17 protein-coding genes are annotated in these 17,944 nt (G+C 57.6%); 6 read left to right on the forward strand and 11 right to left on the reverse strand.

Annotated features, from left to right (window positions below; translation table 11 throughout):
* Nucleotides 1–36 precede the first annotated feature (36 nt).
* The 10 genes from recJ to ffh all read right to left on the reverse strand — a co-directional run bounded on the left by recJ (nucleotide 37) and on the right by ffh (nucleotide 9,945).
* A complete protein-coding gene (recJ, locus tag ACP2AU_RS12400; protein ID WP_426376518.1) occupies nucleotides 37–1,770 on the reverse strand; it encodes a single-stranded-DNA-specific exonuclease RecJ in 1,734 nt (577 codons plus the stop codon).
* Between the two features lie 6 nt (nucleotides 1,771–1,776).
* Nucleotides 1,777–3,177, reverse strand: a complete 1,401-nt coding sequence (thrC, locus tag ACP2AU_RS12405; protein ID WP_426376519.1) for a threonine synthase — start codon at nucleotides 3,175–3,177, stop codon at nucleotides 1,777–1,779.
* A gap of 11 nt (nucleotides 3,178–3,188) precedes the next feature.
* Nucleotides 3,189–4,490, reverse strand: coding sequence for a homoserine dehydrogenase (locus tag ACP2AU_RS12410; RefSeq protein ID WP_426376520.1), 1,302 nt, complete (start codon nucleotides 4,488–4,490; stop codon nucleotides 3,189–3,191).
* 138 nt (nucleotides 4,491–4,628) lie between these two features.
* Nucleotides 4,629–5,363 (reverse strand): thioredoxin fold domain-containing protein, encoded by a 735-nt coding sequence (locus ACP2AU_RS12415; protein WP_426376521.1) that lies wholly within the window; start codon nucleotides 5,361–5,363, stop codon nucleotides 4,629–4,631.
* Nucleotides 5,364–5,445: 82 nt separating this feature from the next.
* Nucleotides 5,446–6,351, reverse strand: a complete 906-nt coding sequence (gene xerD / locus ACP2AU_RS12420) for a site-specific tyrosine recombinase XerD (protein WP_426376522.1) — start codon at nucleotides 6,349–6,351, stop codon at nucleotides 5,446–5,448.
* Between the two features lie 97 nt (nucleotides 6,352–6,448).
* A complete protein-coding gene (gene rplS / locus ACP2AU_RS12425; RefSeq protein WP_426376523.1) occupies nucleotides 6,449–6,805 on the reverse strand; it encodes a 50S ribosomal protein L19 in 357 nt (118 codons plus the stop codon).
* 25 nt (nucleotides 6,806–6,830) lie between these two features.
* On the reverse strand, nucleotides 6,831–7,589 hold the full coding sequence (trmD, locus tag ACP2AU_RS12430) for a tRNA (guanosine(37)-N1)-methyltransferase TrmD (protein ID WP_426376524.1): 759 nt from the start codon (nucleotides 7,587–7,589) through the stop codon (nucleotides 6,831–6,833).
* A gap of 3 nt (nucleotides 7,590–7,592) precedes the next feature.
* Complete coding sequence (gene rimM, locus ACP2AU_RS12435) at nucleotides 7,593–8,120, reverse strand: ribosome maturation factor RimM (RefSeq protein ID WP_426376525.1); 528 nt, start codon at nucleotides 8,118–8,120, stop codon at nucleotides 7,593–7,595.
* A gap of 31 nt (nucleotides 8,121–8,151) precedes the next feature.
* Nucleotides 8,152–8,391, reverse strand: coding sequence for a 30S ribosomal protein S16 (gene rpsP / locus ACP2AU_RS12440; protein ID WP_426376526.1), 240 nt, complete (start codon nucleotides 8,389–8,391; stop codon nucleotides 8,152–8,154).
* A gap of 165 nt (nucleotides 8,392–8,556) precedes the next feature.
* Nucleotides 8,557–9,945 (reverse strand): signal recognition particle protein, encoded by a 1,389-nt coding sequence (gene ffh, locus ACP2AU_RS12445; RefSeq protein WP_426376527.1) that lies wholly within the window; start codon nucleotides 9,943–9,945, stop codon nucleotides 8,557–8,559.
* Between the two features lie 161 nt (nucleotides 9,946–10,106).
* Between ffh and ACP2AU_RS12450 the strand changes: the two genes are divergently transcribed.
* The 4 genes from ACP2AU_RS12450 to ACP2AU_RS12465 all read left to right on the forward strand — a co-directional run bounded on the left by ACP2AU_RS12450 (nucleotide 10,107) and on the right by ACP2AU_RS12465 (nucleotide 15,377).
* Complete coding sequence (locus tag ACP2AU_RS12450; protein ID WP_426376528.1) at nucleotides 10,107–10,913, forward strand: cytochrome C assembly family protein; 807 nt, start codon at nucleotides 10,107–10,109, stop codon at nucleotides 10,911–10,913.
* Nucleotides 10,914–11,002: 89 nt separating this feature from the next.
* A complete protein-coding gene (locus tag ACP2AU_RS12455; RefSeq protein ID WP_426376529.1) occupies nucleotides 11,003–12,283 on the forward strand; it encodes an HlyC/CorC family transporter in 1,281 nt (426 codons plus the stop codon).
* 128 nt (nucleotides 12,284–12,411) lie between these two features.
* A complete protein-coding gene (locus tag ACP2AU_RS12460; protein WP_426376530.1) occupies nucleotides 12,412–14,619 on the forward strand; it encodes a DUF1631 domain-containing protein in 2,208 nt (735 codons plus the stop codon).
* A gap of 5 nt (nucleotides 14,620–14,624) precedes the next feature.
* Nucleotides 14,625–15,377 carry a TonB family protein gene (locus ACP2AU_RS12465; RefSeq protein ID WP_426376531.1) on the forward strand — a complete coding sequence of 251 codons (753 nt, stop codon included), beginning with the start codon at nucleotides 14,625–14,627 and terminating at the stop codon, nucleotides 15,375–15,377.
* Nucleotides 15,378–15,389: 12 nt separating this feature from the next.
* Here ACP2AU_RS12465 and grxD read toward each other — a convergent pair whose 3' ends face one another.
* Nucleotides 15,390–15,716, reverse strand: coding sequence for a Grx4 family monothiol glutaredoxin (gene grxD / locus ACP2AU_RS12470; RefSeq protein WP_426376532.1), 327 nt, complete (start codon nucleotides 15,714–15,716; stop codon nucleotides 15,390–15,392).
* Nucleotides 15,717–15,916: 200 nt separating this feature from the next.
* Between grxD and argF the strand changes: the two genes are divergently transcribed.
* Together argF and ACP2AU_RS12480 are read left to right on the forward strand one after the other, a co-directional pair.
* Complete coding sequence (gene argF, locus ACP2AU_RS12475) at nucleotides 15,917–16,831, forward strand: ornithine carbamoyltransferase (RefSeq protein ID WP_426376533.1); 915 nt, start codon at nucleotides 15,917–15,919, stop codon at nucleotides 16,829–16,831.
* A gap of 3 nt (nucleotides 16,832–16,834) precedes the next feature.
* The gene (locus ACP2AU_RS12480) at nucleotides 16,835–17,923 is read left to right on the forward strand and encodes an ABC transporter ATP-binding protein (protein ID WP_426376534.1); all 1,089 of its coding nucleotides are present in this window, start codon (nucleotides 16,835–16,837) and stop codon (nucleotides 17,921–17,923) included.
* The last annotated feature ends 21 nt before the right edge of the window (nucleotides 17,924–17,944 follow it).

Genomic DNA, 17,944 nt, shown 5'->3' on the forward strand with positions numbered 1-17,944 from the left:
CCCTATGCCCCGACATACTCCGGGGAGTCAACGAATTCAGCCAAGTGGCTCCAGATAATCCACCAACAACTGCAAATTAGTCCGCCCGCGGAACGTATTGGCATCCGGCTTATAAACCACCCGTGCCCCACTGCGGGTAAAGTCCGGCACTTCCGGCCCGGTGTTGAAGGCAATACCATCAATTATGCCGCCGCCTTCAACCGGCTGCAGCACCAGTTTCAGGTGGTTCTCCCCCACAATGCGCTGGCTCACCACCCGGAATTCGCCATCAAACACCGGCTCGGGAAAATGCTGCCCCCAGGGGCCGGCGCGTTTGAGCAGGTAGGCGGTGTCCAGGTTCAGCTCTTCCGGGGCCAGAGGGCCGTCGGTGGTGATGGCGGCTTCCAGGTCCTCCGGTTTCAGGCTATCCCGTACGGCCTGATCGAAGGCGTTGCTGAACCGTTCCAGGTCGTCCCGGGCGATACTCATGCCCGCTGCCATGGCGTGGCCGCCGTATTTTTTCATCAGGCCCGGGTTCTTCGCATCTACCACAGCCAGGGCATCCCGAATATGCAGGCCAGGGATGGAGCGGGCGGAGCCTTTAAGGTGTTCGCCGTCATCATCGGGGGCGAAGGCGATAGTGGGGCGATGGGTTTGTTCGCGAATTCTGGCCGCCAGGATACCGATCACGCCCTGATGCCAGTCCTGGTCAAACAGGGCAAGCCCCCAGGGCAGGCCATCGATGTCCAGGGACATGGACGCCAGCAGGTCCTGGGCCTGAGTCTTCATGTCTTTTTCAATGGTGCGGCGTTCGCGGTTAAAGTTATCCAACTCCCGCGCCAGGCGGAGGGCTTCGTCGCGGCTGTCGGCAAGCAGGCAGGCGATGCCGATGCTCATGTCGTCTAGCCGGCCGGCGGCGTTCAGTCGCGGCCCCACCACAAAACCCAGGTCGGTGGCGCTGATCTCGGTGTAGTCGCGGCCGGCCACTTCCAGCAGGGCCAGAATGCCCGGCCGGGCTTCGCCTTTGCGGATGCGGCGAATACCCTGCTCCACGAAGATGCGATTGTTGTGATCCAGGGGCACAACGTCAGCCACCGTGCCCAGCGCCACCAGGTCCAGCAGGCTGCCCAGGTTCGGCTCCGGGTCCGGCAGCAGGCTGTTGTCCCGCAGATATTTGCGCAGGGCCGTGAGTACATAAAACATAACACCCACACCCGCCGCATTCTTGCTCAGAAACGGGCAGCCGGGCTGGTTGGGGTTCACGATCGCATCGGCGTCTGGCAGCACTTCTCCGGCCAGATGGTGGTCGGTGATGACCACTTTGATACCCAGTTCGCGGGCGGCGCGTACGCCTTCGATGGCCGAGATGCCGTTATCAACGGTCACCAGAAGGTCCGGCAAATCCCCTTCTTCCTGCAACCGGTGGATGATCCCCGGTGTCAGTCCGTAGCCGTCGGAAAAACGGCTGGGCACCCGGAAATCGATGGCTGCCACGCCGAGCATAGACAAACCGAGCATGGCCACGGAGGTACTGGTGGCACCATCGGCATCGAAGTCCCCCAGCACCATCACCCGCTGCTTCTGCGCAATAGCCTCAGACAGCAACTCAACGGCGCGATCAATGCCGCGCAACTGCATGGGCGATGCCAGATGCTTCAGGGTGTACTGGAGCTGGTCGTCTGAGTGCACGCCACGGGCAGCATACAGGCGACGAAGGATGGGAGGCAGGCTTTGCCCCCAATCCGCCAGATCAGACGGCTGGGGGCGACGCAGAATCTTTTTTGGAGTCATGCCGGATCAGGCATTCTTCCAATGCCTGGCGATAAAGCCCTGCACCTCGGACACATTGTTATCCAGCACGGTATAGCTCTCTTCGCGCTCAAACAGGTCGGCCATGTGGGCGGGCAACTGCGGCTCGACGCTCAGACCAGACTCTGATATGGCATCCGGGAACTTGGCCGGGTGTGCCGTGCCCAGAGTAATCATCGGAACGGCAGAATCACGGCGGCAATTGCGGGCAGCGCGCACCCCAATGGCCGTGTGCGGGTCCAGAAGATATTCATTCTGTTCATAAATCTCGCGAATGGTGTCGCAAGTCGCCTTGTCGTCGACCGCATCACTGTCAAACACCTTGCGGGCATGCTTCCAGCGATAGTCCTCAATACTGACCGGCCCCCTGGTGGCGTTTTCCAGCAGGGTTTTCACCGCTGCGCCGTCACGACCGTGCAGATCAAACAGCAAACGCTCGAAGTTACTGGAAACCATAATGTCCATGCTTGGCGACAAGGTATGCTCCAGCTGGTGCTGTTCATACTTGTTGCCGCTCATGAAGCGATGCAGGATATCGTTGCGGTTGGTGGCAATGACCAGCTGATTGATCGGCAGCCCCATCTTTTTGGCGAGGTAGCCGGCAAAAATGTCACCGAAATTACCGGTGGGCACCGAGAACGCCATGCTGCGGTCCGGGCCACCCAGCGACAGCGAGGCCTGGAAGTAGTAAACAATCTGGGCCATGATCCGTGCCCAGTTTATAGAGTTCACCGCCGCCAGCTGGGTTTTTCCACCAAGGAAGGATTGGTTGCCGAAGCTCTCCTTCACCATGCGCTGACAGTCGTCGAAGTTGCCTTTGACTGCGATGTTATGGATGTTGTCGCCCTGTACCGTGGTCATCTGCCGGCGCTGCACCTCTGACACCCGCTGGTGCGGATGCAGGATAAAAATATCCACGTGCTCGCAACGGCGGCAGCCTTCGATGGCAGCAGAGCCGGTATCACCGGAGGTGGCCCCCATAATCACAACGTGCTGCTTGCGCTTCTCGAGCACATAGTCCAGCAGGCGGCCCAGCAGCTGCAGGGCGAAATCCTTGAACGCCAGCGTGGGGCCACGGAACAGTTCCATCACCCACTCGTTGCTGTCCAACTGCACCAGCGGTGCCACCGCCTGATGGCTGAACACAGCGTAGGTGTCATCGAGCATCTGGCGGAAATCGTCTGCGGGAATCGCATCTTCCACAAACGGATACATCACCTTGTACGCCAGCTCCGCGTAAGGCAGGCCGCGCCAGCTACGAATTTCTTCCAGGCTGAAGTGCGGTAAGGATTCCGGCACATAGAGGCCACCGTCCGTGGCCAGCCCGGTCAGAAGAACGTCTTCAAAGCCCAGTGCGGGCGCTTCACCCCGTGTACTGATGTATCTCACGTGCGTACCTGTCAGTTAAAGTTTTCTGCGCGAATACGAACAACCTTGCCATCGATATCGGCCAGGGATTCCATCTCGTCTATAGCCAGGTTCATCTGGCGCTCCTGAACCGTGTGGGTCAGGATGATGACCGGGATACGACCATCCTTGAACTCTGATTCCTTCTGCATGATCGATTCAATGTTGATGCCATGCTCACTCAGAATCGCCGCAATCTTGGCCAATACACCCGGATGATCCAGCGCCTGGATGCGCAGGTAATAGGCCGACTGGACATCTTCCATCGGTAATACCGGCAGGTCCTCCAGGGACTCCGGCGTAAAGCCAAGATAAGGAATGCGCTGCTGGCTGCTGTTGGCCACTGCACGAGCCGCATCCACAATATCGGCAATCACAGCCGAGCCCGTGGCCTCGTCCCCGGCGCCGGGCCCGTAATACATAGTCTGGCCAACGGCGTCACCGTCAACCAGAACCGCATTCAACACCCCGTCGACCTGGGCAATCAGGTGGCTTTTGGGCACCAGCGTGGGATGAACACGCAGCTCAATACCTTCATCCCGGCGACGGGCGATGCCCAGATGCTTTACCCGGTATCCCAGCAATTCGGCGTGAGTGATATCGTAAGGCGTGATACCGGAAATGCCTTCGGTATACGCTTTTTCGAACTGCAGCGGAACACCGAAACCGGAAGCGGCCAGAATGGTCAGCTTGTGGGCTGCATCAATGCCCTCAACATCGAAGGTCGGGTCGGCTTCAGCGTAACCGAGCGCCTGGGCTTCTTTGAGCACTTCGCCAAACTCACGGCCGGCGCGCATTTCAGTAAGAATATAGTTACCCGTCCCGTTGATAATGCCGGCGATGGTATCGATCCGGTTTGCGGCCAGGCCTTCACGCACCGCTTTGATCACGGGAATGCCACCGGCCACACCGGCTTCGTAGGCAATAACGACACCCGCCTTTTCCGCCGCCTCAAATATCTCGTTGCCGTGTACCGCAATCAATGCCTTGTTGGCGGTAACAACGTGCTTGCCATTGGCAATGGCTGCCAGCACCAATTCCTTGGCCGCGTCGTAGCCACCAATCAGCTCCACCACAATATCAACAGCGGGATCATTCACCACATCGTAAATATCGGTGCTGAACGGAACATCACCCAACTCAAGGTCGTCGCGACTGCGACGGCTGGCCACGCGTGTGATACGGATATTGCAGCCTGCACGGCCCGCAATAATCGCCGCGTTGCGAGTCAGGACATTGAATGTACCGCCGCCTACGGTTCCCAGTCCGCAAATTCCGACATTAACGTCTTTCAAGCTCTCACCTCTGATCCCGATGGGGTGCTGATGGATTGCAATAGGGGGCATAGTATACCGATTCAGGGCCCGGTGAATAAGCCCTGAATCGGTCACACGTTCAACAATGTGTCACGATACCGGCGAGCGCCGGCAACCTTATAAAAGCCCAAGACCCTCGGCCAGATTCCGGGCCGGCACATACCCCCGAACCATGTTACCGTCTTCCAGCACGATCGCAGGCGTGCCAGTCACGCCGACCTGCCCGCCCAGACGGTACTGCTCGGCCACCGGATTTTCACAACGCTTCTGCTCAACAGAGCGCCCTGCCTTGGCGGCATCCATGGCCGTTTGCTGGTCTTCTGCGCACCAGACCGACACATATTTGCGGAAAGACGGTGTATTCGGGCCTGAACGCGGAAAACCATAATAGTTGACGGTAATACCGTAATCATTGAGCTGCGGAACTTCGTCATGCAACTTCCGGCAGTATGGGCAATCGATATCCGTAAAGACGTCGATGACGGCTTTCTCTTCACCACTGGCCGGATAAGAAATTACCCCGTCCCCACCAAATTCGGCCATTGCCGTCTTCCGGGTGGCGGCGCGGGACTCCTCCGTGACGTTGGCAATGCCATTGTCCGTGATCTTCAGGAGGTCACCGGTCAACAGGTACGCCCCGTCTTCAGTGGTATAGATGGTATCGCCGTTATTGCTCTGAACCTCGTACAACCCTTTCGCCTCGGATTCGCGCACAGAAGTCACCCGGAGCCCGGGCACCGCCTCGGTCAGCCGCTGGGCAATGCGCTCTTCGGCATCGCTGGCCTGAGAGGCCGGAATCCAGGCTACGCTCAACACCAATCCGATGGATATGACTAAATCTCTGATGCTCATGAGCTTACAACTACCTCTGTCATTAAGTGTGATGTCTGCGACACCGGAAAGCGCGAATAGTTCAGCGACCACTCGCCAGGCATCACCCCCGGGGATGATGGGCCTGGTGCAAATCCTGTAACCGTTGCCGCGCCACATGGGTATATATCTGGGTTGTGGACAAATCGGAGTGCCCCAACAGCATCTGAACCACTCTCAAATCCGCACCGTGGTTGAGCAAATGGGTAGCGAACGCGTGCCGGAGCGTATGCGGCGACAGATGCCTGGTGATGCCGCAGCGGGCGGCATAATGCCGGATGCGATACCAGAAAGCCTGGCGCGTCATAGCGGTTCCACGGTTACCGGGGAAGAGGGCATCACTGGATTTAGCCCGAAGCAACTCACCTCTCGCCTGCCGCATATATTGCAAAAGCCAGTCTATCGCCTCTTCACCCAGAGGCACCAGACGCTCTTTGCCCCCCTTACCATGAATCCGGACAACGCCCTGCCTCAGGTTAACCTGATCAACGGCCAGCCCGGTCAGCTCTGAGACCCGTAAACCGCAACCGTATAGAATTTCCAGCATAGCCCGGTCCCGCAATTCGATGGCCACCTGAGGGTCTGGTTCTGACAGCAAAGACTCTACGTCCGCCTCCGTCAGAGTGTCAGGCAGCCGTCGAGGCAACCGCGGACTATCGATACGCAAGGTCGGATCCTCGGCGATAACCCCCTCACGCAACAGAAAACGATAAAAACGCCGGATACCGGACAACCGGCGAGCCGCAGTCGAGGCCTTGAGCCCATCAACCAGGCCGCTCGACATCCAGGCCAGCAAATCGTCACGCTTTACCCGAATCAGGCCAGGCGCACCGGGTAAGGCTTCAAGCCAGGCAGACAAGCGCCGCAAATCACTGGCATAGGCCTCGCGAGTCTTCTGCCCCAGACCATCCTCTAGCCAGACCGCATCGCTGAACTGCTCTATCCATTGCTGGTCTTCCGATCTCGGCACAGAATTCTACCTTTCCACCCAATCAGGGCAGGTATTAAACCATAAAAAAAGCAGCCTCTTGAGGCTGCTTTTTCGGTACTGACCAAACGAATCCGAATCAGTTAAGCTTTTCCTTGATACGAGCTGCCTTACCAGACAGGTCGCGCAGGTAGTAAAGCTTGGCCTGACGCACGTCACCGCGACGCTTCACGCTAACGCTGTCGATCAGCTTGGAATAGGTCTGGAAGGTACGCTCAACGCCCACGCCGTAAGAAATCTTACGAACAGTGAAGGAAGAGTTCATGCCACGGTTACGCTTGCCGATAACCACACCCTCGAACGCCTGCAGGCGCTCACGGTTGCCTTCAGTTACGCGTACCTGAATAACCACGGTATCACCCGGCGCAAAGGCAGGGATTTCCTTGGTCATCTGTTCTGCTTCAAGTTGACTGATGATGTTGTTCTTGCCGCTCATCGTAATGCTCCTGATACCCAATCTTTCAATGCCCTGATGACTCAGAGGCACCCGGTTCGTTCAAAATTTCTTCCAGTAACTGGCGCTCTTCTTCCGTAAGCACCCGCTTTTCCAGCAGGTCGGGGCGCCGCTCACTGGTTCGCCTCAACGACTCTTGCAATCGCCAACGCCGGATCTGTTCATGGTGACCGCCCAAAAGAACTTCCGGCACCGCCTGACCTTCGTATACCTCGGGCCGGGTGTAGTGCGGACAATCCAGCAATCCATCGGCAAAGGAATCCTGCTCTGCCGACTGCGCATGACCCAGCGCTCCGGGGATGAGGCGTGTTACCGCATCAATCACAGCCATCGCTGCCAGTTCGCCTCCCGAGAGCACAAAATCCCCGAGGGACACCTCCCGGTCAACTTCGGTCGCAATCAGACGCTCGTCCACGCCTTCATACCGACCGGCAACAAGAATGAGCTGCTGTTCGGCGGCGAGTGACTCCACCACCGACTGATCCAGCCTTTCACCTTGCGGCGAAAGATAGACCACACAGGCCTTGCCGGGTGCCGATGCCCTGGCCGCCTGGATTGCGTCCCGCAGGGGCTGAATTTTCATCAGCATACCCGGGCCGCCACCATAAGGCCGGTCATCCACCGTGCGATGACGATCGTGGGTGTAATCCCGGGGATTCCAGCTTTGAAAGGTCAATAACCCTTCACGCACGGCTCTCCCGGTAATTCCGTAATCCGTCACCGCAGAAAACATATCCGGGAACAGACTGACTGCGCCAACCCACACCCGTCAGAACTCCGGGTCCCAGTCGACCACGATACGGCCGGCATCGAGATCCACCTGCTGAACAACCTGCTCCGGCAAATACGGAAGCAACCGCTCGCGCTGGTCTATCGAACCCGCTGTTGCGTGCACAACCAGGACATCGTTAGAGCCTGTTTCCAGAAGATGATGCACCTTACCAAGGCACTCACCCTCAACCGTAAAGACATCCAGACCTTCGAGCTGGTGCCAGTAGAACTCTCCCTCGGGAAGTTCAGGCAACTGCTCGGTCGGAACCCGGATCTCGGCACCGCTGTAAGAGCGGGCCACTTCACGATCATCAATACCCTTAAGCCTGACGACGATCCCCTGCCCCTGGCGGCGACCCTCCTCAAGCCTTACCGGAAAACGCTTACCGTTCAGGAGCAAAACCCAGTCACGGTAATCCAGAATTCCGTCTTTCGGGTCGGTATAAGAGAAGACCTTAAGCCAACCCTTGACCCCGAATACCGAGGTGATCCGGCCGATCACAGTTTCCTGCGAATTCTGTGTCATGCCTTTTCCAACCCCGGTACAAGTCGTGCTTTTACTCAGCAACCTTCAGCAGCTGCGCAACGCGCTCGCTGGCCTGAGCACCCTGGCCCAGCCAGTAGTCAACGCGCTCACGGTTAACGCGCAGGCGCTCTTCCTGGCCACGGGCAACCGGGTTGAAGAAACCAACACGCTCAATGAACCGACCGTCGCGGGATTTGCGGCTGTCAGTGACTGTCAGATGGTAGAACGGGCGCTTCTTGGAGCCGCCACGAGCCAAACGGATTGTTACCATTTCGACCAATATCCTGTTCTGTTGTACGAACTTTGTACGATTCCCGACAAGCCGACTGGCAGCTGACGGGAAGACCCATACTCGAAAGGGGCGCTATTCTATGCGAAAAAAGCGCCAATGAAAACAGGGAAACCGATGGTTTCCCCATTTTATGTGTAAGGCTTTTTACATACGGCCAAAGGGAGGCATTCCGCCACCACCGCCGCCGGGCGGCATCATACCACCCATACCGCGCATCAGGTTAGCCGCTCCGCCCTTCTTGCCGAACTTTTTCATCATCTTCTGCATTTGCTTGTGCTGCTTGAGCAAACGATTCACGTCCTGGATCTGCGTACCGGAACCGGCCGCGATGCGGCGCTTGCGGGAGTTATTGATGACATCCGGATATCGACGCTCTTTCGGCGTCATGGAGCAAATAATCGCCTCCATCTGGCCAACGGACTTGTCGTTAACCTGCGCCTGGGCCATCTGAGCCATCTGCCCCATGCCCGGCAGCTTGTCCAGCAAGCCACCAATGCCGCCCATGTTCTTCATCTGCTGAAGCTGGTCCCGGAAGTCCTCAAGATCAAAGCCCTTACCTTTCTTGATCTTCTTGGTCAGCTTCTCCGCTTTCTTTTTGTCCAGCTTGCGTTCGGCCTCCTCGATGAGAGAAAGAACATCTCCCATGCCGAGGATCCGGGAAGCAACCCGGTCGGGATAAAACGGCTCCAATGCGTCTGATTTCTCCCCGATCCCGAGGAACTTGATCGGCTTACCGGTAATGTGGCGTACCGACAGAGCTGCACCCCCACGGGCATCGCCATCGGTTTTGGTCAGCACCACACCGGTCAGAGGCAACGCATCGTTGAATGCCTTGGCGGTATTGGCGGCGTCCTGGCCGGTCATGGCATCGACCACGAACAGGGTTTCAACCGGATCAACGGCTTTGTGCAAGCGGCCAATCTCGCCCATCATCTGCTCGTCAACGTGGAGACGGCCCGCCGTATCCAGAATCACCACATCAATGTGCTTGCGACGGGCGGCCTCAATGGCGCCATTGGCGATATCTACCGGGTCCTGCTCGGTGGTGCTGGGGAAAAACTCAACCCCCACTTCACCGGCGAGAGTTTCCAGCTGCCGGATAGCCGCCGGCCGATAGATGTCTGCACTGACCACAAGTACCGACTTCTTTTCACGCTCCTTCAAAATCCGCGACAACTTGGCAACTGTCGTGGTCTTACCCGCACCCTGCAGGCCGGCCATCATAATGACCGCAGGCGGACGCGTCGCCAGGTTCAGGGACTCGTTGCCGTCCCCCATAACCCGCTCCAGCTCCTGCTGGACAACTTTTACGAAAACCTGCCCCGGCGTCAGACTGCGCTGCACCTCCTGACCAATCGCACGCTGGCGAACACCCTCTACGAAAGCCTTGACCACAGGCAGTGCGACGTCGGCCTCAAGCAACGCCATCCGCACTTCGCGGAGCGTGTCCTTGATATTGTCGTCCGTCAGGCGGGCCTGACCCGAGATCTTGCGCAAGCTACCGGATAGCCGGTCCTGGAGATTCTCAAACATGTTGCTCTTCCGTACCCCGGAGAATTTGTTCACACAGATCAAGAAGCCGGCTCGGCCCGCTTGATTCCTGTTGCATAATCGCGACATTATACCCAGACTACGGAGCCTCTGAACAACTCCGCGCCGATTTCACTTCATCAGGCAACACGATTAAGGATGTCATGGGAACGCTGATTCTGGCGGTTACCGCATTATTTCTCTATAGCGTTGGAACCGCGCTTCAGGCCCTCCATCTGCGCGGCAGGGTGCACAGCAACCTTGCGATCACCACGCTGATCGGCATACTCGCCCTGGTCGGTCACGGGCTGCTGATCGCCCAGACCGTGCACCTGGACGACGGCTTCGACTTCAGTTTTTTCAAAAGCTCGGTGCTGATTTCCTGGCTGATCGTATTTTTATTGCTGGGGCTGAACCTGAGAAAACCGGTGCAAAGCCTGTTTGTGGTCGCTTACCCCATTGCCGCGCTAACCATAGTAATGGCGCTGATCACCCATACACCGTCCCGCCTGGTGCCGGAGGAGAGCTTCGGAATGCTCTCCCATATCGCGCTGTCCATTACCGCCTATAGCCTGTTTTCGCTGGCCGCCATTCAAGCCGTCATTCTCTGGCTCCAGAACCGGCAACTCAAACGCAACTACAATGGTCTGCTCGTGCGCAATCTCCCGCCATTGCAGACCATGGAATCCCTGCTTTTCGAAATGGTCTGGGCGGGCGTGGTGCTACTGATCCTGGCCATTGTTACCGGCGCTTTGTTTATTGAAGATCTGTTTGCCCAGGATCTGGCCCACAAAACTGTTTTCTCTCTGTTATCCCTGCTGGTTTTTGTAGGGCTTCTGGTAGGCCGCTACACCAAGGGCTGGCGCGGCATCACCGCCAGCCGGTGGACCCTGGCCGGCTGCGCCCTGCTGATGCTGGCTTTTTACGGCAGCAAGTTTGTTCTTGAGCTGGTCTTTCACCGGGGGCTCTGAGCCGGAACGTCCCTGAGCAGACCGGCTTGACACAGGTCACAGCCAAAACCTACTTTCTCAGCTCACCACCAATTAAAAGGGCTTTTCTCTTGAACGAAACATCGCTGGCCGCGCTGTTTATCCTTCTCTTCGGGCTGATCATTCTTTCCGCATTTTTCTCCAGCTCCGAAACCGGCATGATGTCCCTCAACCGCTACCGCCTGAAACACATGGCCCAAACCGGCCATAAGGGCGCGCAACGGGCGCAAAGACTTATCAACCGGACCGACCAGTTGATAGGCGTCATCCTGATCGGAAACAACTTCGTCAACATTTTTGCTTCGTCCATTGCGACGGTGATCGCCATTCGGCTCTGGGGTGATGCCGGGATTGCCATCGCCACGGCTCTGCTCACGATCGTCATCCTGATTTTCGCAGAAGTTACCCCCAAAACTCTCGCCGCCCTGTTTCCGGAAAAAATCGCGTTCCCCGCCAGTTTTGTGCTGGGACCACTGCTGAAGTTGCTCTACCCGCTGGTCTGGGCGGTAAACCTGTTCACCACCGGCATTCTCAGGCTGTTGGGTGTTTCTTCCGCCCGGGCCTCGGAAGACCACCTCAGCCGCGAAGAACTGCGCACCGTGGTAAACGAAGCCGGCGCCCTGATTCCTGCACGCCACAAGGATATGCTGGTCGGCATTCTTGATCTGGAAAATGTCACGGTCAACGACATCATGGTGCCCAGGAATGATGTCGTCGGCATCGACCTGGAGGACGATACCGACACCATTCTGCGCCAGCTCAGAAGCAGCCAGCACACGCGCTTGCCGATTTTCAAGGGCGACATCAACAACATCCAGGGGATTCTGCATCTTCGCAGCGCGGCCAGACTGCTGCAGGAGGCCGACATTAACAAGGCCATGATCATGCAACTGTGCCAGGAACCGTATTTCATTCCGGAAAGCACGGCCCTGAATACGCAGCTGCTGAACTTCCAGAAAGGAAAGCGCCGGTTTGGCATCGTCGTGGACGAGTATGGCGATGTCATGGGCCTGGCCACGTTGGAAGATATCCTCGAGGAAATCGTCGGAGAATTCACAACGGATTACGCCGCCACCTCCCCCGACATTATTCCCCAGGACAACGGCACCTTTATTATTGATGGCAGTGCATCGGTGCGCACCATCAACAAAACCCTGAGCTGGCACCTGCCTACCGATGGCCCCAAAACACTCAACGGCCTGATCACGGAAACCCTGGAAAACATCCCGGACACCAACGTCTGCCTGAAGGTAGGACAACATCGCATCGAAGTGCTGCAAATCAAAGACAACGTGGTCAAAGCGGCCATCGTACACCCGAAACGCAAGAAGAAACGCACCAGGAGTTTATGAACCCGATCCCAGGTTAGCGTTTATTCATGTTAATGCGGCGGGAAATGCGCTAAATTTAACCAATAACCAGAATAGATAAACATCAGGCTCGGTCATGTATCCGGTTGAGGCGTAAACAGGAGTCGGCCATGAATAAGCAGTCCGGCATACACTATCTCCGCGAGCACAGGGAAGCGGCAAGCACGCGGCCGGTTCCGGCGGAGGCTACTCGCATCCGCGACACGGTTGTGGCGGGGCTGGGCGATTTACTGCAAGGGGCCTTCGACGCGGTCGATGACTCGCTCTTCGAACTTGCCAATAATGCCCGAAGTAATAATGAACAAAACCGCTATTTCGAAGCCATGCGCGAAATCCGGATCAAGCGCAAGGGCGTGGAAAGACACTTCCAGAATACCGTAGCACAATTCTTTGCCAACCCGCCCCACGCAGGTCAGCTCCAGGCAAATGAAGCCAATCCGCAGGCAGGCGCCGACTCCCTGTCGCTGGTTGGCAACGACGACCTTGAAGAACAGGTTGCTTTCAACGCCATGGCCACCAAGGCGAAAGCGCATTTCCAGGGGCCCCTGTTGCAACTGCAGGCACGCTTCAGCGAAATCTATCCGGGCGCTACCGAGGACGAACCGGTCAACCCCATGGCACCGGAACATCTCTGCAGCGCCTTCACTGAAGCCATTCAGGCTCTCGACATACAAATTCGCGAGCGCCTCATTCTACTCAAGCAATTTGACCGGTATGTCATTTCCAACCTGGGAATGCTGTTGGACGAAGCCAATCGCATTCTGATCCAGGCCGGGATTATTCCGAATTTCCGTTATCACGGTAAAAAGGACCCCGGTCAGAAAACGGCCGCGGCCGGGGAAAGTTCTTCCGAAGACAGCCAGAAAGTAGCCGCCAGCTACGATCAACGGCCGGAAGACACTGCACTGTTCGACCAAATCCGGCAGATGCTGTCGGTTCAGAGAGCCAACGCAGGTATGCCACCGCGCAGTGCAGACCCCTCATTAGAGGTGATTGGCGGCCGGGAACTGGCCGATCTGCTCAATGCGATTCCGCTGCAGCAGCATGGCATGGAGGCCGGGGATCTCAGCACCGGCGAACCTCTGACTGTCGACCTGCGCCAGGTGGTACAGCAGCTATTGGCCAAAAAGGATACCCCGGATGGCCGGCAGCCGGCCCTGAACGAAGTCGATGAAGACCTGATAAACCTCGTCTCCATGCTGTTCGAATTCATTCTGGATGACTACAACCTGTCGGCGCCGGTTCAGGTGCTCATCAGTCGTCTGCAAATCCCCATTCTCAAAGTCGTCATCAAAGACAAAAGTTTCTTTGGCAAAGCCACCCATCCGGCCCGCAAACTGCTTAACTCTCTGGCCCGCGCCGGTATCGGATGGAGCAACAGTGATGAAAAATCCCGAGACAAACTTTACAGCCAGATACACAACGTTGTGCAACGCATCCTGAACGAATTCGACGGCGATATCCGGCTGTTCGAGACACTCAACGACGAGTTTGAACTCTTCCTCGAACGGGAAAACCGAAAGGCCTCGCTGGTGGAACAAAGAACCCGGGAGTCCGAGCGCGGCCGAATCAAGTCGCAGAAAGCCCAGGAGGAGGTCGACCGGCTGCTGCAGGAGAAAGTATCCCGCTATCGGCTACCCGAGTCAGTGCGGGACATTCTGATGAATGGCTGGAGCCGCGTCATGTTCCTGGCCTATCTGAAAGATGATACCGAACACCGTTGGCAGGAAAGCGCACGGGTGGTAGACGACCTGATCTGGTGCCTGCATCCCCATGAAGAAGACGAGGAACGCGACCAGTGGGTCCGCGTTGTTCCCGGCCTGCTGAAAGCACTTCGCGCCGGCCTGGAGGAGGTGTCCTACAACGCCACCCGGCTCGACCAGATGATGGGGCAGCTAAAACATGAACTGGCTGAAGCTTTCCGCACCAACGCGGCAATCGAAGCTCGCCAGGACACAGACCCGAAGCAGGAAGAAGAAGCCCCGGTTCTGCACCAGACTGCGATTGAACGACAGCAAGAACTGGAAGATGCCGCCATCGCCGAATACGTAACCAAACTGGACAATATCGAACTGGGCAACTGGGTTGAGTTTCGCCTGGTGAACGGCACGAGCTTTCGTTGCAAGCTTTCCGCGATCATTGAGGAAGCAGACTGCTTTGTCTTTGTTAACCGGATGGGCCTGAAAGTCATCGAGAAAAGCCGGGTTGAACTGGCTCACGAAATGCGTCGTGGGCGCCTTACACTGCTGGAACAAGGCGCACTGATTGACAGGGCCCTGAACGCCGTTGTCGGTAATCTGCGCGCAAAAACAGCCTGATCTCGATGCCGGATCTGGCTGTTCACTCCACCTCAATGCCGGCGCCCTATCGACTGCTGTTGGCGACGTCGTTAGCCATCCTGACACACACTCTGGTGCTGGCCGGGCTTCCTGCTCCCCTGACGGAAGCCCAGGAGCTAACCCATCGTCTGGTGTTTACGCTGACGAGCCCGGTTGCTCCGCCCACCCAGGAAAAGGCACCAGCCCCCTCGCAAAACGCTCCCGAACACGCCGAGCCTGATACCGGGCGACCGCCGGACGCAACGCCCCGGGCACCGTCCCGCACCATGGCTGAACCACAACCTGAGCGCACTCCCCGAACTGACACCCAAAACAACAGGGGCACCAGCTCCCCAAAGCCGATGCCGGAGTCGCAGGCCTCGCGTTCAACACCGGCGCTGACCCCCAGGGTTTCCGAACCTACACAAACCCCGGAGCGCATCAAGAGAATCACAGAATCACCGTCGGAAAACGACCCCTACCTCATTCGGCTGGCCACACACCTGGCAGAGAATCTGGATCAGAAACGGGTGCCGGAAATTTCGGCACTGACAGAAACCGTGTCCATGGAACTGGAATTGAGGCTGATGCCCAACGGCGCGCTGACACGGGCACGGGTAATTAGATCTACGGGGGTGGAAGGCATTGATCGTGCAGCCTACCGAACGGCTCTGGCGGCAAGCCCCTATCCCAGCCCCGAGGGGGAGGAGTCTGACCGTTTCGAGGTGGAGCTGGTCTTCACCCCGAAACGGCAGTAACGGCAGAAGGCCTCAGGCTTCGGCCTGGCCCGCAGCGCCCTTCACCATCTTGGCGAGCTCACCGCTTTCCGACATCTCCATAATAATGTCGCACCCCCCGACCAACTCACCGTTGATATAGAGCTGTGGGTAGGTCGGCCAGCTGGAATAAACTTTCAGCGCCTCACGAAGCTCCTGATTATCCAGAATATTTACGAAGGCGAAGCGCTCGCCACAGGCCATCAGAGCCTGAACCGTGCGTGAGGAGAAACCGCATTGTGGAGCCTGCGGAGTGCCTTTCATGTACAGGATAACGGGGTTCTCTTCGAGTTGGCTCTTGATGGTTTCATTGATATCCATGAACTCAGTCCTCTGGTTGGGAGTCGGCATTGCCATCACGCGGCTTTCAAAGGCATTGTACACGGGTGCCCGCAACCTCAACAAACCATCTGGTTTGACCCAGAGCAACCAGCCCCCGGCCAGCGTTGTTTTCAGGGTAATGACGGGCTAGACTTGTCTGCTTTTCCAAACGGGCAGTTTGCTTCAAACAGGGGCCTTTCATGGCAGCAAGACACTTTCTGACACTGAATGACATGAGCACTGCGGAACTGGAAGGGCTGCTGGACCACGCCTCCAGATTGCGCAAGGAATGGCGCGCCGGCCAGACCCGGGACACCCTGAAAAACCGGGTATTGGCCATGATCTTCGAGAAATCCTCAACCCGCACCCGGGTCTCCTTTGAAGCGGGCATGGCACAGTTGGGAGGGACCGCCATGTTTCTCTCCCCCCGCGACACCCAGCTTGGCCGCGGCGAGCCAATCGAAGATTCTGCCATTGTGATTTCCAGCATGGTCGATGCGGTAATGATCCGCACCTTCGACCATAACACTGTTGAGCGCTTTGCTGCGGCCTCCAGCAAACCGGTAATCAACGCCCTGACCGATGACTTTCACCCCTGCCAACTGCTCGCCGATATGCAGACCTACCGCGAGCTCAGAGGCAGCATTCAGGGTGCAACAGTGGCCTGGATTGGCGACGGCAACAATATGTGCCACTCCTACATCAATGCCGCAGAGCGCTTCGGGTTCCATCTCAACATCGCCTGCCCCGAGGGCTACGAGCCGGATCAGGAACTGACCAAACAGCATTCCGACCGGGTTACCGTGATGCGAACCCCGGAAGAAGCCGCCCGCGGCGCTCATCTGCTGGTTACCGACGTTTGGGCCTCCATGGGCCAGGAAGACGAACAGAAAGCCCGGGAACAAGCCTTTGGCAACTACCAGATCAACCCGGCGCTGATGGCACTGGCCGACAAAGATGCCCTGTTCATGCACTGCCTGCCCGCCCATCGGGGCGAGGAAATCTCGGCAGACATGATGGACCACGAACGCTCAGTGGTCTGGCATGAAGCCGAAAACAGGCTGCATGCCCAGAAAGCCTTGCTCGAATTTTTGATTCTCAACCGTCTGGACTGATTCATGCCGAACACGATGGTGCCCCCGGCAGAGTGGCTGCTGGAAGTTAATAACCTGTCCTGTGGCTACGGTGCTGACTCCGTAGTAAAAGACATCAGCTTTGCCCTCAGTCACGGCGATATCGGCTGCCTTCTGGGCCCCAGCGGCTGCGGAAAAAGCACCGTCCTCAGAGCTCTGGCAGGCTTTTTACCAATTTCTCAGGGTGAAATACGGTTGCAATCCCAGGCAATCAGCTTACCGGGCCGGGCCCTGCAACCGGAAAAGCGCAAGATCGGCATGGTCTTTCAGGATTATGCGTTGTTCCCGCATCTCTCCATCGCAGACAACGTCGGGTTTGGCCTGAAATCTCTCAGCAAACCCGAGCGTCGGCAAAAAGTGATGGAGCTGTTGCATCTGGTGCACCTGCAGGACCTGGCTGACAACTACCCTCATGAGCTGTCCGGCGGTCAGCAACAGCGGGTAGCCCTGGCCCGCGCGCTGGCCCCGGAGCCTACGCTTATCCTGCTGGACGAACCGTTTTCCAATCTCGACACCGATCTGCGCCGTCGCCTTAGCCTGGACGTACGGGAAATCCTCAAAACCCTGGGCATCAGCGCAATACTGGTAACACATGACCAGCAAGAAGCGTTCGCGATGTGCGATCAGGTGGCGGTACTCCGGGACGGCCAGATTCAGCAGTGGGATGTGCCCTACAACCTTTACCACGAACCCGCCAACCGGTTTGTTGCCAGTTTCGTCGGGCAGGGCGGATTTATTCCGGGCAAGGCGCTGGGGCCTGACACCATCGATTCGGAACTGGGTGTCATTCACGGCAACAGAGCCTATAAATGGCAACCCGGCACCTTACTGGATGTACTGATCCGGCCGGACGATATTGTGTTTGACGAGACCTCGGACCTGAAGCCGAAAGTGGTGGAAAAAACCTTTGCCGGCACCTCCACTCTCTACCGTTTCCGTTGCTCGGAAGAGACCGAGTTTGAGGCCCTGTTCCGAAGTCACCTGGACTTCAATCTTGGTGAAAATGTCCCTGTCCGGGTAGAGGCAGACCACCTGATCGCCTTTGAGCGCGCCGGGCACGAACCCGTGCACTAGGGCGCACGGGGCGCTCCCCGG

The organism is Marinobacter sp. VGCF2001 (assembly GCF_049943275.1).
GTDB lineage: Bacteria > Pseudomonadota > Gammaproteobacteria > Pseudomonadales > Oleiphilaceae > Marinobacter.

What these genes read in the sequence shown, in the direction of transcription:
- ACP2AU_RS12450 (WP_426376528.1), top strand. Translation starts at nt 10,107, where the DNA reads ATGGGAACGCTGATTCTGGCGGTTACCGCATTATTTCTCTATAGCGTT.
- ffh (WP_426376527.1), bottom strand. Translation starts at nt 9,945, where the DNA reads ATGTTTGAGAATCTCCAGGACCGGCTATCCGGTAGCTTGCGCAAGATC.
- recJ (WP_426376518.1), bottom strand. Translation starts at nt 1,770, where the DNA reads ATGACTCCAAAAAAGATTCTGCGTCGCCCCCAGCCGTCTGATCTGGCG.
- rimM (WP_426376525.1), bottom strand. Translation starts at nt 8,120, where the DNA reads ATGACACAGAATTCGCAGGAAACTGTGATCGGCCGGATCACCTCGGTA.
- ACP2AU_RS12415 (WP_426376521.1), bottom strand. Translation starts at nt 5,363, where the DNA reads ATGAGCATCAGAGATTTAGTCATATCCATCGGATTGGTGTTGAGCGTA.
- rplS (WP_426376523.1), bottom strand. Translation starts at nt 6,805, where the DNA reads ATGAGCGGCAAGAACAACATCATCAGTCAACTTGAAGCAGAACAGATG.
- rpsP (WP_426376526.1), bottom strand. Translation starts at nt 8,391, where the DNA reads ATGGTAACAATCCGTTTGGCTCGTGGCGGCTCCAAGAAGCGCCCGTTC.
- ACP2AU_RS12465 (WP_426376531.1), top strand. Translation starts at nt 14,625, where the DNA reads ATGCCGGATCTGGCTGTTCACTCCACCTCAATGCCGGCGCCCTATCGA.
- argF (WP_426376533.1), top strand. Translation starts at nt 15,917, where the DNA reads ATGGCAGCAAGACACTTTCTGACACTGAATGACATGAGCACTGCGGAA.
- grxD (WP_426376532.1), bottom strand. Translation starts at nt 15,716, where the DNA reads ATGGATATCAATGAAACCATCAAGAGCCAACTCGAAGAGAACCCCGTT.
- ACP2AU_RS12480 (WP_426376534.1), top strand. Translation starts at nt 16,835, where the DNA reads ATGCCGAACACGATGGTGCCCCCGGCAGAGTGGCTGCTGGAAGTTAAT.
- ACP2AU_RS12460 (WP_426376530.1), top strand. Translation starts at nt 12,412, where the DNA reads ATGAATAAGCAGTCCGGCATACACTATCTCCGCGAGCACAGGGAAGCG.